Source organism: Paenibacillus sp. NPDC057934 (assembly GCF_042887565.1).
In the GTDB taxonomy this organism is placed as follows: domain Bacteria; phylum Bacillota; class Bacilli; order Paenibacillales; family Paenibacillaceae; genus Paenibacillus_AQ.
The window spans coordinates 12,801-26,135 of the sequence record NZ_JBHVPB010000017.1 but is presented as its reverse complement, the minus strand read 5'-3'; the positions used below and the strand labels follow the sequence as shown (position 1 = coordinate 26,135).

Sequence of the window (13,335 nt, the reverse complement as noted above, 5' to 3'; positions counted from 1 at the left end):
GAAAATTTTCACGGAGTATGTCCGATACCAAATTGGGCGATAGAAGGAGGGACTAAAATGGCAAAGCAAAAAATTCGTATTCGCTTGAAAGCATACGACCACAGAATTCTTGATCAATCCGCAGAGAAAATCGTTGAAACAGCAAAACGTTCGGGTGCTGGTGTATCCGGGCCGATCCCGCTGCCAACTGAGAAGCAAATCATTACTATTCTCCGTGCGGTGCACAAGTACAAGGATTCCCGTGAACAGTTTGAACAACGGACTCACAAACGTTTGATCGATATTGTGAACCCAACACCACAAACTGTGGACGCCTTGATGCGCTTGGATCTGCCGTCCGGTGTAGATATCGAAATCAAATTGTAATACTTACTTTACGAACTTAGGAAAAGAAATGAGGTGTCAACATGAAAGGTATCTTGGGAAAAAAACTCGGTATGACTCAAGTGTTTACTGCGGAAGGTAACGTAATTCCTGTTACTGTTATCGAAGCTGGACCTTGTGTGGTACTGCAAAAGAAAGACCTGAATATCGACGGATATGAAGCAGTGCAGTTGGGCTTTTCCGACAAGAAGGAAAGTCGCTCCAACAAGCCTGAACAAGGTCACGCCAAAAAGGCAAATGCAACACCTAAGCGCTACGTTCGCGAAATTCGCGGTGTTGATCTCGGGGCACTCGAGGTTGGACAAGAGCTTAAGGCTGACATTTTCGCAGAAGGCGAATTTGTTGACGTAACCGGTACAACCAAGGGTAAAGGTTTCCAAGGCGTTATCAAACGTTGGGGACAAAGCCGCGGACCAATGGCTCACGGTTCCCGTTACCACAGAAGACCAGGTTCCATGGGTTCGATCCAAGCTAACCGTGTTCCTAAGGGCAAACGCCTTCCGGGTCACATGGGCTACACAACTGTGACGGTTCAAAAACTTGAGATCATCAGAGTGGATGTAGAACGTAACGTATTGCTGGTTAAAGGCGCGATTCCGGGCCCTAAAAACAGCTTTGTGAAAGTGAAACAAACCGTTAAGAAATAATTCCTGAAGAAAGGAGGAACATGAAATGCCAAAAGTAACACTTTTTAATATCAGTGGTAACGAAGTTGGCGAAGTTGAATTGAGCGAAACAGTATTCGGTATTGAACCGAACGTGCACGTGCTGCATGAAGCTGTATTGCTGCAAAGAGCTTCCCTTCGCCGTGGAACACACAAAGTTAAAGGACGTTCTGAAGTACGTGGCGGCGGACGTAAACCTTGGAAACAAAAAGGTACAGGTCGTGCTCGTCAAGGCTCCATTCGTTCTCCACAATGGAAAGGCGGCGGCGTAGTCTTCGGACCAACTCCTCGCAGCTATTCCTGGAAACTGCCTAAGAAAGTTCGCCGTTTGGCTATTAAATCCGCATTGTCTTCGAAAGTTCTCGATAAAGACATTATCGTATTGGATAGCTTGACATTGAATGCTCCGAAAACGAAAGAATTCGCAGCTATTCTGAACAACCTGAAGGTAGATCGCAAAGCGTTGATCGTAGCTGACAGCTACAACGATAACGTAGCTCTTTCCGCTCGTAACATCCCTGGGGTGAAATTCGTAGCGGCTGATGGCATCAATGTTCTTGACGTACTGTCGTACGACAAACTGATCATCACCAAGGAAGCAGTTCTGAAGGTAGAGGAGGTGTTCGCGTAATGAAAGATCCTCGTGATATTATCAAACGTCCGGTGATTACGGAACGCACATCCGAATACATGAGCGAATTGAAATACGCTTTTGAAGTGGATATTCGTGCTAACAAGACCGAAATCAAAAAAGCCGTCGAGGCTATTTTCAAAGTTAAAGTAGTTAGTGTGAACACAATGCGTGTACCTGGTAAACTGAAACGTTATGGTAAATACTCCGGATATACTCCAGAGTGGAAAAAAGCCATCGTTAAGCTGAGCCCAGACAGCAAGCCGCTCGAATTCTTTGAAGCGGTAGAATAATACTCTTAAAGTAAGGAGGGAAATATCGTGCCAATCAAAAAGTACAAACCGACCTCTCCGGCCAGACGCGCAATGTCCGTGTCTACGTTTGAAGAAATCACAACAAACCAGCCAGAGAAATCGTTGCTTGCGCCACTGAGCAAAAAAGCGGGCCGCAACAACCAAGGTAAAATTACGGTTCGTCACCACGGCGGCGGACACAAACGTAAATACCGTATCATCGACTTCAAACGTACGAAAGACGGTATACCTGGTAGCGTTGCTACAATCGAGTATGACCCGAACCGTACATCCAATATTGCTTTGATCCACTATGCTGATGGAGAGAAACGCTACATCATCGCTCCTAAAGGCCTTAAAGTTGGGGATAAGATTGAGTCCGGTCCTAAAGCCGACATCAAAATTGGTAACACCCTTCCACTGGAAAACATTCCGGTTGGTACAGTTATCCACAACATTGAGTTGAAACCAGGTAAAGGCGGACAATTGGTTCGTGCTGCTGGTACAGAAGCTCAATTGCTGGGTAAAGAAGAAAAGTACGTATCCGTTCGCTTGAACTCCGGTGAAGTTCGTAAGATCCTGAGCGTTTGCCGCGCAACGATCGGTTCCGTAGGTAACGAAGATCACGAATTGATCAAAATCGGTAAAGCTGGACGTAGTCGCTGGCTTGGCCAACGTCCTGAAGTACGCGGTGTTGTAATGAACCCGAACGATCACCCACACGGTGGTGGTGAAGGCCGCGCTCCAATCGGACGGAAATCGCCTATGTCTCCTTGGGGTAAACCAACCCTTGGTTACAAAACGCGTAAGAAAAACAAGGCATCTGATAAATATATCGTTCGCCGCCGCACGAAATAAGACGCTTCTGGCATCAAGATTAGCGCGAAGCGTCGTTTCGCGGTTTGAAGAACCGGATGAAGGGAGGATTCATATATGGGTCGCAGTTTAAAAAAGGGGCCATTCATCGATGGCTACCTGCTGAAAAAAGTTGAGGAACTGAACGCGGCAGACAAGAAAGTCGTAGTAAAAACCTGGTCCCGTCGCTCAACTATTTTCCCTCAGTTTATCGGACATACGTTTGGTGTATATGACGGCCGCAAACACGTGCCAGTATACGTAACGGAAGATATGGTAGGTCACAAGTTGGGCGAGTTCGCGCCAACACGTACTTACAAAGGCCATGCGGGTGACGATAAGAAAACAAGAAGATAATTAAGTTCTTCGTTCGAGAGGAGGGAAAACAATGGAAGCAAAAGCACATGCTAGATCGGTGCGCATTTCTGCTCGTAAAGCGAAATTGGTTGTTGACTTGATTCGCGGTAAACAAGTTGGAGAAGCGATTGCAATTCTTCGCCACACTCCTAAGTCGGCTTCTCCAGTGGTTGAGAAGTTGCTTAACTCGGCAATTGCGAATGCTGAGCACAACTATTCTTTGGACGTGAACAGTTTGTTCGTTAGCGAAGTTTTCGTTAACCAGGGTCCTACTATGAAACGTTTCCGTCCACGCGCCATGGGCCGCGCTAGCCGGATCAATAAACGCACAAGCCACATTACTTTGGTGGTATCTGAGAAATAAGGGAGGGATAACGTGTGGGTCAAAAGGTAAATCCAGTCGGACTCCGGGTCGGTATTATTCGCGATTGGGAATCTAAATGGTATGCAGGTAAAGATTTCGGTACTCTTTTAATGGAAGACGTCAAAATCCGTGAATACCTTAAAGGCAAATTGAAAGATTCCGCTGTTTCCCGCATCGAGATTGAAAGAGCGGCAAACCGTGTGAACGTAACAATTCATACTGCTAAGCCAGGTATGGTTATCGGTAAGGGCGGCGCAGAAGTAGAAATTCTTCGTAGCGCAGTTACTACTATTGCCAGCGGTAAGAAAGTACACATCAACATCAATGAAATCAAACACCCTGAATTGGATGCAATTCTGGTTGCTGAAAGCATTGCACAACAATTGGAGCGTCGCGTATCGTTCCGTCGTGCGTTGAAACAAGCAATTCAAAGAACTATGCGTTCCGGTGCAAAAGGGATTAAAACACAAGTTGGCGGACGTCTTGGCGGCGCTGAGATTGCCCGTTCAGAAGGTTATAGCGAAGGAACAGTTCCACTTCATACGCTTCGTGCCGATATCGATTACGGAACGGCTGAAGCACATACAACTTACGGCCGTATCGGCGTAAAAGTATGGATCTACCGTGGAGAAGTTCTTCCCCCAGCTAAGAAACAAGCTGCTCAGGAAGGAGGCAACTAATCATGTTGGTACCAAAACGCGTTAAACACCGCAAGCAACAACGCGGTCACATGAAGGGTATGGCAAAAGGCGGCACCACGCTGAACTTCGGCGAATACGGTCTGCAAGCTCTGGAGCCATCTTGGATCACTAACCGTCAAATCGAAGCTGCACGTATCGCAATGACACGTTACATCAAACGTGGCGGTCAAGTGTGGATTAAGATTTTCCCGGATAAGCCAATTACTCAAAAGCCTCTTGAGGTTCGTATGGGTAGTGGTAAAGGTAACGTTGAGAAATGGGTAGCCGTAGTTAAACCGGGCAAGATTATGTTCGAACTCGGAGGCGTTTCGGAAGAAATCGCTCGTGAAGCTATGCGTCTTGCCGCTCACAAACTGCCTGTTAAGACTAAGTTTGTGAAACGTGAAGAAGTGGGTGGTGAAGCAAATGAAAGCTAATGAACTTCGCAACTTAACCACTGCCGAGATTGAACAAAAGATCGCCGGATTCAAGGAAGAGCTTTTCAATCTCCGTTTTCAATTGGCAACTGGCCAACTGGACAACCCGACTCGGATTCGTGATGTGCGTAAGGAAATAGCTCGTGCTAAAACCATTATCCATCAAAGAGTACTTGGGATTAGTTAAGTGAGGGCGGATATAGTATCCGAATTCAGGAAGGAGGCTAACTATGAGTGAAGAGCGTAATGCACGTAAAGTGCTGGTTGGTAAAGTAGTCAGCGACAAAATGGATAAAACCATCGTAATTGCTGTTGAAACCTATAAGAAGCACAATTTGTATCACAAACGCATCAAGTCTACGAAGAAATTCAAAGCACATGATGAATCGAATGTAGCTAAGATTGGTGATGTCGTTAAAGTCATGGAAACTCGTCCATTGTCTAAGGACAAACGTTGGAGACTGGTTGAAGTGGTAGAAAAAGCGATTATTATCTAAGATAGCTAACAAAGCCTTTCCGGAAGGAGGAAAATATAATGATTCAACCATTTACACGTTTGCATGTGGCTGACAACTCTGGTGCGAAGGAACTGATGTGTATCCGCGTACTGGGTGGTACTGGACGCCGTACAGCAGCAATTGGCGATCTGATCGTTTGCTCGGTAAAACAAGCAACACCAGGCGGCGTTGTCAAAAAGGGTGATGTAGTTAGAGCGGTAGTTGTTCGCACTAAACGTTCGGTACGTCGTAAAGACGGATCTTACATCTCTTTCGACGAAAACGCAGCTGTTGTTGTTAAAGACGACAGAAGCCCACGCGGAACGCGTATCTTCGGACCAGTTGCTCGCGAACTTCGCGATAAAGACTACATGAAGATCGTTTCCTTGGCACCGGAAGTTATCTAATACACACGGTTCTAATAAAACCGAAGGTTAGTCATAGGAGGTGTAATAAATGCCTAGAGTGAAAAAAGTTCTGGAATCCCATAACAATAAACTGCACGTGAAAAAAGACGACGTGGTGCTTGTGATCAGCGGGAAAGACAAAGGTAAAAAAGGCCGTGTCATCGCTGCTTATCCTCGCCAAAACCGAGTCCTGGTAGAAGGCGTAAACTTGGTGAAAAAACACCAAAAGCCGAACCAGTTGAATCCACAAGGTGGAATCATTGAGCAGGAAGCTTCGATCCATGTGTCCAACGTAATGCACATTGATCCGAAGAGTGGTAAAGTAACCCGCATCGGTTACAAAGTATTGGATAACGGTAAAAAGGTACGGGTTGCTAAGAGATCCGGAGAGATTATCGACTAATCACCCTTAAGGAAAGGAGGTTAAATCTTCATGGCAGCAAGAATGAAAGAACGTTTTCTGAACGAAATTACACCTGCTTTGATGCAGAAGTTTAACTATTCGACTGTTATGCAAGTACCTAAGATCGAGAAGATTGTCATCAACATGGGTGTGGGTGACGCTGTTCAAAACTCGAAAGTACTTGATGCAGCAGTTAACGATATGCAATTGATCGCTGGTCAAAAGCCAGTTATCACTAAAGCTAAAAAATCCATCGCCGGTTTTAAACTGCGCGAAAATATGCCGATTGGGGTTAAAGTAACACTTCGCGGTGAGCGTATGTATTACTTCCTGGACAAATTGTTCAACGTAACGCTTCCACGCGTACGTGACTTCCGTGGTATTTCCACTAAGGCTTTTGATGGCCGTGGTAACTACACGCTTGGTCTTAAAGAACAATTGATCTTCCCCGAGATCGAATATGACAAAGTGGATAAAGTCCGCGGTATGGACATCGTTATCGTAACGACGGCAAAGACGGATGAGGAATCCCGTGAGTTGCTTACGCAACTGGGAGCACCTTTCGCAAAATAAAGTCGGTTAATCCATTTCTCCGAAAATGTTTAGGAGGTGTCAGGCTAAGTGGCAAAAACTTCAATGAAAGTTAAACAACAACGTGAGCCTAAGTTTAAAGTGCGTGCATATACACGCTGCGAGCGTTGCGGTCGTCCACATTCGGTACTGCAAAAGTTCAAAATTTGCAGAATTTGTTTCCGTGAATTAGCTTATAAAGGCCAGATCCCTGGCGTGAAAAAAGCAAGTTGGTAAGAAGTTTATAAACGGGAAGGAGGTTTACACACATGACTATGTCTGATCCTATCGCAGATATGCTTACTCGTATTCGTAACGCTAACATTGTGCGTCACGAGACAGTAGAAATGCCTGCTTCTACAATGAAAAAACAAATCGCGGACATCTTGAAGCGTGAAGGCTTCATTCGTGATGCTGAATTCGTTGAGGATAGCAAACAAGGGATTATCCGTATCTTCTTGAAATACGGCCCTAGCCAAGAGCGTGTTATTTCTGGCTTGAAAAGAATCAGTAAGCCAGGCCTTCGCGTTTACACGAAGAGCAATGAAGTTCCTCGTGTACTCGGCGGCCTTGGAATCGCGATTATCTCCACATCCAAGGGAGTTATGACCGACAAAGAAGCTCGTCAATCTAAATCGGGCGGAGAAGTTGTCTGCTACGTTTGGTAATAAACGTCACAAGATAAGGAGGTGCAACACATGTCTCGTATTGGTCGCAAACCAATCGCAGTACCTAGCGGTGTAGATGTCACTTTGGACAACGCCGTTATTACAGTAAAAGGCCCTAAAGGCACTTTGACTCGTGAGCTTCATAAAGACATGAAGATTACGGTTGAAAATAACGAAATCACTGTTGTTCGCCCGTCGGATAACAAATTGCATCGTTCACTTCACGGCACAACCCGCTCCGTTGTCAACAACATGGTGAGTGGTGTGACTGAAGGTTTCTCGAAATCTCTGGAACTGGTTGGGGTCGGATATCGTGCAAGCAAATCCGGAGATAAAATCGTTCTGAACGTTGGTTACTCCCACCCGGTTGAAATTACACCGGAAGCGGGCATCGAGTTCGAAGTTCCTGCGAACACGAAGATCATCGTTAAAGGTATCGACAAAGAACGCGTAGGCGCTTATGCTGCCAAAATCCGTTCCGTACGTGAACCTGAACCGTATAAAGGTAAAGGTATTAAATATGAAGGCGAGCGTATCATCCGCAAGGAAGGTAAAGCCGGTAAGAAGAAATAATCGGCCCAATCTTAATTGTAAGATACCCCGTGCATCTTAAAGTGAAGCTGTTTACGGCAAACTGAAGGGAGTGAAAGGGAAGCATGATTACAAAAGAGGACAAAAACAAGGCTCGTCTCAAAAGACACCTGCGTGTTCGTAAGAAAATTCAGGGTACTACTGAGCGTCCACGTTTGAATGTGTTCCGTTCTTCGAAACACATTTACGCTCAATTGATTGATGATGTTACAGGCGTTACTATCGTATCTGCCTCTACACTTGATAAAGAACTGAGCGGTAGCATCGGTAATGGCGGCAGCGTTGAAGCTGCAAGCAAAGTAGGCCAATTGGTCGCTGAGCGCGCTAAAGCTAAAGGTCACGCAGTGGTTGTATTTGACCGCGGTGGATACTTGTACCATGGACGGATTCAAGCATTGGCTGATGCAGCTCGCGAAGCTGGTCTTGAATTCTAGAATAATTCTTAAAAGGAGGTTAACGACTTGCGTGTAGATCCGAACAGTTTAGAGCTGACAGAAAGAGTTGTACACATTAACCGGGTTGCTAAAGTTGTAAAAGGCGGACGCCGTTTCAGCTTTAGTGCATTGGTTGTTGTGGGCGATGGCAACGGCTACGTCGGAGCGGGTATCGGTAAAGCCGGCGAAGTTCCGGAAGCCATCCGCAAAGGCATTGAAGATGCTAAGAAAAACCTGATTCACATTCCAATCGTAGGAACTTCGATTCCTCACTTGGTTACTGGTCACTTCGGCGCAGGACGCGTGTTGCTGAAACCAGCATCCGAAGGTACGGGCGTTATCGCTGGCGGACCAGTTCGTGCGGTATTGGAATTGGCAGGCGTTGGCGACATCTTGACAAAATCTTTGGGTTCTTCGAACTCCATGAATATGGTCAATGCAACTTTGGAGGGTCTTTCCCGTCTGAAGCGCATTGAAGAGGTCGCGAAACTTCGCGGCAAATCTGTCGAAGAACTGCGCGGTTAAGGAGGGGAACGTCAATGGCAAAATTGCAGATTACCCTCGTACGCAGCGTAATTGGACGTCCTGAAACACAACGTGTTACAGTTAAGACGCTCGGCCTGCGTAAACTCAATTCGACAGTGGTTCACAATGACAATCCCGCAATTCGCGGAATGATCAACAAAGTGAGCCACTTGGTATCTGTTACTGAAATCGAAGGCTAAATCCTTCGTAATAAATTAACAACAATAAGGAGGTGCAAACGATGAAGTTACATGAACTTGCTCCTGCTCCAGGATCCCGTAAAGAACGCAACCGCGTTGGTCGCGGTCCTAGTAGCGGTAACGGTAAAACTTCCGGTCGCGGTCATAAGGGTCAAAACTCCCGTTCCGGCGGTGGTGTTCGTCCGGGCTTCGAGGGTGGTCAAAACCCACTCTACCGTCGTCTGCCTAAACGTGGTTTCATCAATCCTACCCGTAAAGAGTATGCGATTGTGAACCTTGAAGATCTGAACAACTTCGCAGAAGGAACAGAAGTAACTCCTGCGTTGTTGCTGGAAACAGGCGTTGTCAAGAACTCCAAGAGCGGTATCAAAATCCTCGGCAACGGTGAACTATCCGTTAAATTGACTGTACAAGCAAATAAGTTCTCTCAATCTGCGGTAGAGAAAATCCAGGCTGCCGGCGGTAAAACCGAGGTGATCTAATGTTCAAGACGCTTAAGAATATATGGCATGTTGAAGATTTGCGCAAAAAGATCCTATTCACCCTGTTCGTTTTGATCATCTACCGTATTGGATCGTATGTACCGGTTCCAGGTGTAAACAAGGATGTTTTGCAGTCGGCTAATCAGACAGGCGAAGCGTTGATGAGTCTTTTGAACACCTTCTCTGGAGGAGCGCTCAAGAACTTCTCAATATTTGCGATCAGTATTTACCCGTACATCACAGCATCCATCATCGTGCAGTTATTGTCGATGGATGTTGTTCCTAAGTTTGCTGAGTGGGCAAAACAAGGGGAGCACGGGAAAAAGCAACTGGCGCAAATTACGCGTTATGGTACTGTAGTATTAGCTTTGATCCAAGGTTTTGCCACGTCTATCGGGTTTAACCGGATTTATGGTACTGAGATGATGCCGAATGCAACGTTTGCCGATTACTTGCTGGTTGCCATCATATTGACGGCGGGTACTTCCTTCCTGATGTGGCTAGGTGAACAAATCACTGAAAAGGGTATCGGAAACGGGATCTCGATCCTGATTTTTGCGGGAATCGTCGCAGGCGTTCCGGGACATATAGCAGCTACGGCTCAGTCCAGCTTTATTCAGCCGGATCAGATGTTCCTGAATATTCTTAAAGTCGTGATTGTTGTGATCGTGCTTGTGGCTATTGTTGCAGGAGTAATCTTTGTACAACAAGGTATACGGAAAATTCCTGTACAATATGCCAAACGCGTAGTCGGCAACAAGATGTATGGTGGACAGAACACGCATATTCCGTTGAAGATTAACGCAGCGGGCGTTATCCCTGTCATTTTCGCTGTATCCCTACTGCAATTTCCAGTTGTAATCTCTAGCTTCTGGTCAACACATGAGTGGGCAAAATGGGTTGCTGGCAACCTGAAGTTTAATGAGCCCCTCGGCATGGTTCTGTATATTGTGATGATCATCGGATTTACGTTCTTCTATACGTTCGTTCAGATGAACCCACAGCAGATGGCTGACAACATGAAGAAGAATGGTGGATACATTCCGGGAATTCGTCCTGGTAAAGCTACGGAGAAATATTTGACCAAGGTAATGTCCCGTCTGACTATGTCAGGCGCGTTGTTCCTGGCTCTGATTTCCGTACTTCCTGTATTCTTCGGGAAGATCTCCGGGTTGCCTGATTCGGTTCAAATCGGTGGTACATCGATTCTGATCGTGATCGGGGTGGCATTGGATACAATGAAACAGATTGAGAGCCATTTGATCAAACGCCATTACAAAGGCTTCATCAATAAATAGGCGATAGGTTCCGGTGAGGCTTAAGAAACGAAGACTTCCCGGCACCTATTGTGCTGTTTCTTGCTTGGTGGCGAACTTTGGAGGGAGAGAGAAATCGTGAACTTTTTATTCATGGGCCCTCCTGGGGCAGGCAAGGGAACACAAGCAGCTGTGGTCGTGAAGGAACTTGGTATTCCTCATATCTCAACTGGAGACGCCTTTCGCTTGGCAATCAAGCAGGAAACTCCAGTGGGACTTAAGGCCAAGTCCTATATCGATCAGGGTTTGCTTGTACCAGATGATGTGACCATTGGAATTGTGGAAGAACGACTTCAGCAGTCCGATTGCGAAAAAGGTTTTTTATTGGACGGTTTTCCAAGAACCCTTTCGCAAGCGGAAGCGCTGGATGGAATCCTGAGTCGTTTGAACACTTCCTTAGATCATGTGATCAACTTGAATGTTGACCGCGGCCTGCTTATGGCACGTCTTACGGGACGCCGAATTTGCAGTGTGTGTGGAGCATCCTATCATCTGATCTTCAACCCGCCAAAGCAAGAAGGCATTTGTGACATTGATGGCGGCGAGCTATATCAACGTCCGGATGACAACGAAGAGAGTGTAGGAAAGCGTCTGGATGAGTACGACAACAAGACAGCGCCTCTGCTCACGTTTTATGAGAATAAAGGTCTTTTGCGTCAGGTGAACGGGGAAAACGAAATCGATGTCGTTTCTTCCGAAATAGTGTCTTTACTGCGAGGTTAGTGTAATGATCATATGTAAGTCCGAACAGGAACTTGCCTTTATGAGGGAAGCTGGTCGAATTGTTGCCGAGAGTCACCGTTTGATATCACAGGCCATTGAGCCAGGGATTACAAGCGGAGAGCTCGACAGAATCGCCGATCAATACATTCGCAGTCAAGGTGCTGTGCCGTCTTTCAAAGGTTACAACGGTTTTCCTGCCAGCATTTGCGCTTCAGTCAATGAACAATTGGTGCATGGATTTCCGGGTAAACGCAAGCTGATCGAAGGCGATATCATTACGCTGGATATCGGCGCAGAGTACCGCGGTTATCACGGTGATTCCGCCTGGACCTACGGGGTGGGCAGCATTTCCGAAGAGGCTCAGCGTTTGCTGGACGTTACGGAGGGCTCCCTGTACGCAGGACTGGCGTTAGTTAAGCCGGATGTGCGCTTGTTTACAATCTCCCACGCCATACAGAAATACATTGAAGAAGCCGGGTTTTCGGTGGTACGCGAGTATGTTGGTCATGGCATTGGGGCAGAACTGCATGAAGAACCGCAAATTCCGAATTATGGCGTAGCGGACCGCGGACCAAGGCTTAAACCTGGCATGGTGCTGGCGATTGAGCCGATGGTAAACGTGGGTGAACGGTATGTCAAAACGCTGGAAGATAACTGGACGGTCGTTACGGTAGACGGTTCATTGTGTGCTCATTTTGAGCATACAGTAGCAGTTACTCCGGACGGCATGGAAATTTTCACAAAACTGAATGCGTAGGTGATCTTCATTTGAGTACTGGGAGCAGCCCGCAGGTTGGTCAATTGGTGAGAATTCTCAAAGGCAAGGATGCCGGAGAGGCTGCCATTGTTATCGCAGTTGTTGACAGCAGATTTGTATACATTGCCGATGGGGACAAACGCAAGTTTGACGTGCCGAAGAAGAAGAATATTCTTCATCTGGAGCTCATACCTTTCATCAGCAGTGAGGTTGTGGACAGTTTGAAAGAGACCGGAAGGGTGACCAACGGAAAGCTGCGTTTTGCAGTGACGAAGTATGGTGATCCCGAAGGAATAAGCGCGAAAGAGAAAGGAGACTAACTGTGGCTAAGGAAGATGTCATTGAGGTGGAAGGTACGGTCATTGAGCCGTTGCCTAATGCAACATTTAAGGTTGAACTGGAAAACGGTCATCAAATACTTGCCCATGTATCCGGTAAATTGCGGATGCACTTTATCCGTATATTGACCGGAGACAAAGTGGTCGTGCAGTTATCGCCTTATGATTTGACTAAAGGTCGTATAACTTACCGTAAATAGATGGGAACTACGAAAAAAGTTTTGCTTCGCAAAACTTTGAGGAGGTAATTAGCATGAAGGTAAGACCTTCTGTAAAGCCCATTTGCGAGAAATGCAAAGTCATCCGCCGCAAAGGGACTGTTATGGTAATTTGCGAAAATCCGAAACACAAACAAAAACAAGGTTAAGAAGGGGGTGTAGCGTAAAATGGCTCGTATAGCTGGAGTGGATTTGCCACGTGACAAACGCGTTGAGATCGCCTTGACTTATATTTTCGGAATCGGTAAAACGACTTCCCAGAAAATTCTTAATGAAACAGGCATTAGCGCTAATACACGTGTCCGTGATTTGACGGAAGATGAAGTCAGCAAACTGCGTGAAACGATCGACAAGTCCGTTAAGGTTGAAGGTGACCTTCGTCGTGAAATTTCCTTAAATATTAAGCGTCTTACTGAGATCGGCTGTTACCGCGGTGTTCGTCACCGTCGTGGATTGCCTGTTCGCGGTCAACGCACTAAAACGAATGCCCGTACCCGGAAAGGCCCGCGTCGTACGGTAGCAAACAAAAAGAAATAATAA

28 protein-coding genes are annotated in these 13,335 nt (G+C 46.3%); all 28 read left to right on the top strand.

Going from position 1 to position 13,335, the window contains the following annotated elements:
* Positions 1 to 57: 57 nt before the first annotated feature.
* The 28 genes from rpsJ to rpsM all read left to right on the top strand — a co-directional run bounded on the left by rpsJ (position 58) and on the right by rpsM (position 13,332).
* On the top strand, positions 58 to 366 hold the full coding sequence (rpsJ, locus tag ACFVRY_RS27670; RefSeq protein ID WP_017692074.1) for a 30S ribosomal protein S10: 309 nt from the start codon (positions 58 to 60) through the stop codon (positions 364 to 366).
* Between the two features lie 41 nt (positions 367 to 407).
* Positions 408 to 1,031 carry a 50S ribosomal protein L3 gene (gene rplC, locus ACFVRY_RS27665; protein WP_387503496.1) on the top strand — a complete coding sequence of 208 codons (624 nt, stop codon included), beginning with the start codon at positions 408 to 410 and terminating at the stop codon, positions 1,029 to 1,031.
* A gap of 25 nt (positions 1,032 to 1,056) precedes the next feature.
* Positions 1,057 to 1,680, top strand: coding sequence for a 50S ribosomal protein L4 (rplD, locus tag ACFVRY_RS27660; protein ID WP_066367633.1), 624 nt, complete (start codon positions 1,057 to 1,059; stop codon positions 1,678 to 1,680).
* Complete coding sequence (gene rplW / locus ACFVRY_RS27655) at positions 1,680 to 1,973, top strand: 50S ribosomal protein L23 (protein ID WP_019908225.1); 294 nt, start codon at positions 1,680 to 1,682, stop codon at positions 1,971 to 1,973. The genes rplD and rplW overlap by 1 nt, the downstream gene beginning before the upstream one ends.
* A 27-nt stretch (positions 1,974 to 2,000) precedes the next feature.
* A complete protein-coding gene (rplB, locus tag ACFVRY_RS27650; protein WP_066367631.1) occupies positions 2,001 to 2,831 on the top strand; it encodes a 50S ribosomal protein L2 in 831 nt (276 codons plus the stop codon).
* A 75-nt stretch (positions 2,832 to 2,906) separates the two neighbouring features.
* On the top strand, positions 2,907 to 3,185 hold the full coding sequence (gene rpsS / locus ACFVRY_RS27645; protein WP_019908227.1) for a 30S ribosomal protein S19: 279 nt from the start codon (positions 2,907 to 2,909) through the stop codon (positions 3,183 to 3,185).
* Between the two features lie 31 nt (positions 3,186 to 3,216).
* Complete coding sequence (gene rplV / locus ACFVRY_RS27640) at positions 3,217 to 3,549, top strand: 50S ribosomal protein L22 (RefSeq protein WP_036680546.1); 333 nt, start codon at positions 3,217 to 3,219, stop codon at positions 3,547 to 3,549.
* Positions 3,550 to 3,563: 14 nt separating this feature from the next.
* On the top strand, positions 3,564 to 4,229 hold the full coding sequence (gene rpsC / locus ACFVRY_RS27635) for a 30S ribosomal protein S3 (RefSeq protein ID WP_066367628.1): 666 nt from the start codon (positions 3,564 to 3,566) through the stop codon (positions 4,227 to 4,229).
* A 2-nt stretch (positions 4,230 to 4,231) separates the two neighbouring features.
* The gene (gene rplP / locus ACFVRY_RS27630) at positions 4,232 to 4,666 is read left to right on the top strand and encodes a 50S ribosomal protein L16 (RefSeq protein ID WP_066367625.1); all 435 of its coding nucleotides are present in this window, start codon (positions 4,232 to 4,234) and stop codon (positions 4,664 to 4,666) included.
* A complete protein-coding gene (gene rpmC, locus ACFVRY_RS27625) occupies positions 4,656 to 4,853 on the top strand; it encodes a 50S ribosomal protein L29 (RefSeq protein WP_066367623.1) in 198 nt (65 codons plus the stop codon). Before rplP ends, rpmC begins: the two co-directional genes overlap by 11 nt.
* Before the next feature lie 43 nt (positions 4,854 to 4,896).
* Positions 4,897 to 5,163: a 30S ribosomal protein S17 gene (rpsQ, locus tag ACFVRY_RS27620; protein WP_387503495.1), complete on the top strand. Its 267-nt coding sequence runs from the start codon at positions 4,897 to 4,899 to the stop codon at positions 5,161 to 5,163.
* Positions 5,164 to 5,201: 38 nt separating this feature from the next.
* Complete coding sequence (rplN, locus tag ACFVRY_RS27615) at positions 5,202 to 5,570, top strand: 50S ribosomal protein L14 (protein ID WP_066367616.1); 369 nt, start codon at positions 5,202 to 5,204, stop codon at positions 5,568 to 5,570.
* A gap of 49 nt (positions 5,571 to 5,619) precedes the next feature.
* Complete coding sequence (gene rplX / locus ACFVRY_RS27610; protein ID WP_083205138.1) at positions 5,620 to 5,973, top strand: 50S ribosomal protein L24; 354 nt, start codon at positions 5,620 to 5,622, stop codon at positions 5,971 to 5,973.
* 30 nt (positions 5,974 to 6,003) lie between these two features.
* Entirely contained in the window at positions 6,004 to 6,546 is a 543-nt protein-coding gene (rplE, locus tag ACFVRY_RS27605; protein ID WP_066367613.1) for a 50S ribosomal protein L5, read from the top strand.
* 48 nt (positions 6,547 to 6,594) lie between these two features.
* Positions 6,595 to 6,780, top strand: coding sequence for a type Z 30S ribosomal protein S14 (locus tag ACFVRY_RS27600; RefSeq protein ID WP_036589425.1), 186 nt, complete (start codon positions 6,595 to 6,597; stop codon positions 6,778 to 6,780).
* A 32-nt stretch (positions 6,781 to 6,812) separates the two neighbouring features.
* Positions 6,813 to 7,211, top strand: coding sequence for a 30S ribosomal protein S8 (rpsH, locus tag ACFVRY_RS27595; RefSeq protein ID WP_387503494.1), 399 nt, complete (start codon positions 6,813 to 6,815; stop codon positions 7,209 to 7,211).
* 30 nt (positions 7,212 to 7,241) lie between these two features.
* A complete protein-coding gene (gene rplF / locus ACFVRY_RS27590) occupies positions 7,242 to 7,784 on the top strand; it encodes a 50S ribosomal protein L6 (protein WP_066367610.1) in 543 nt (180 codons plus the stop codon).
* 83 nt (positions 7,785 to 7,867) lie between these two features.
* Positions 7,868 to 8,236: a 50S ribosomal protein L18 gene (gene rplR, locus ACFVRY_RS27585; protein WP_387503493.1), complete on the top strand. Its 369-nt coding sequence runs from the start codon at positions 7,868 to 7,870 to the stop codon at positions 8,234 to 8,236.
* 27 nt (positions 8,237 to 8,263) lie between these two features.
* Complete coding sequence (gene rpsE / locus ACFVRY_RS27580) at positions 8,264 to 8,761, top strand: 30S ribosomal protein S5 (RefSeq protein WP_066367590.1); 498 nt, start codon at positions 8,264 to 8,266, stop codon at positions 8,759 to 8,761.
* Positions 8,762 to 8,775: 14 nt separating this feature from the next.
* A complete protein-coding gene (gene rpmD, locus ACFVRY_RS27575; protein ID WP_175370341.1) occupies positions 8,776 to 8,961 on the top strand; it encodes a 50S ribosomal protein L30 in 186 nt (61 codons plus the stop codon).
* A 41-nt stretch (positions 8,962 to 9,002) separates the two neighbouring features.
* Complete coding sequence (gene rplO, locus ACFVRY_RS27570; protein ID WP_066367583.1) at positions 9,003 to 9,443, top strand: 50S ribosomal protein L15; 441 nt, start codon at positions 9,003 to 9,005, stop codon at positions 9,441 to 9,443.
* Positions 9,443 to 10,741: a preprotein translocase subunit SecY gene (gene secY / locus ACFVRY_RS27565; RefSeq protein ID WP_387503492.1), complete on the top strand. Its 1,299-nt coding sequence runs from the start codon at positions 9,443 to 9,445 to the stop codon at positions 10,739 to 10,741. Before rplO ends, secY begins: the two co-directional genes overlap by 1 nt.
* Before the next feature lie 96 nt (positions 10,742 to 10,837).
* On the top strand, positions 10,838 to 11,482 hold the full coding sequence (locus tag ACFVRY_RS27560) for an adenylate kinase (RefSeq protein WP_066367572.1): 645 nt from the start codon (positions 10,838 to 10,840) through the stop codon (positions 11,480 to 11,482).
* Positions 11,483 to 11,486: 4 nt separating this feature from the next.
* Positions 11,487 to 12,239, top strand: a complete 753-nt coding sequence (gene map / locus ACFVRY_RS27555) for a type I methionyl aminopeptidase (protein WP_387503491.1) — start codon at positions 11,487 to 11,489, stop codon at positions 12,237 to 12,239.
* Between the two features lie 11 nt (positions 12,240 to 12,250).
* The gene (locus tag ACFVRY_RS27550; protein ID WP_379205163.1) at positions 12,251 to 12,559 is read left to right on the top strand and encodes a hypothetical protein; all 309 of its coding nucleotides are present in this window, start codon (positions 12,251 to 12,253) and stop codon (positions 12,557 to 12,559) included.
* Positions 12,560 to 12,561: 2 nt separating this feature from the next.
* On the top strand, positions 12,562 to 12,777 hold the full coding sequence (infA, locus tag ACFVRY_RS27545; RefSeq protein WP_006212898.1) for a translation initiation factor IF-1: 216 nt from the start codon (positions 12,562 to 12,564) through the stop codon (positions 12,775 to 12,777).
* Positions 12,778 to 12,830: 53 nt separating this feature from the next.
* Positions 12,831 to 12,944 carry a 50S ribosomal protein L36 gene (gene rpmJ / locus ACFVRY_RS27540; RefSeq protein WP_003322638.1) on the top strand — a complete coding sequence of 38 codons (114 nt, stop codon included), beginning with the start codon at positions 12,831 to 12,833 and terminating at the stop codon, positions 12,942 to 12,944.
* Between the two features lie 19 nt (positions 12,945 to 12,963).
* Positions 12,964 to 13,332 carry a 30S ribosomal protein S13 gene (rpsM, locus tag ACFVRY_RS27535; RefSeq protein WP_066367557.1) on the top strand — a complete coding sequence of 123 codons (369 nt, stop codon included), beginning with the start codon at positions 12,964 to 12,966 and terminating at the stop codon, positions 13,330 to 13,332.
* Positions 13,333 to 13,335: the final 3 nt, after the last annotated feature.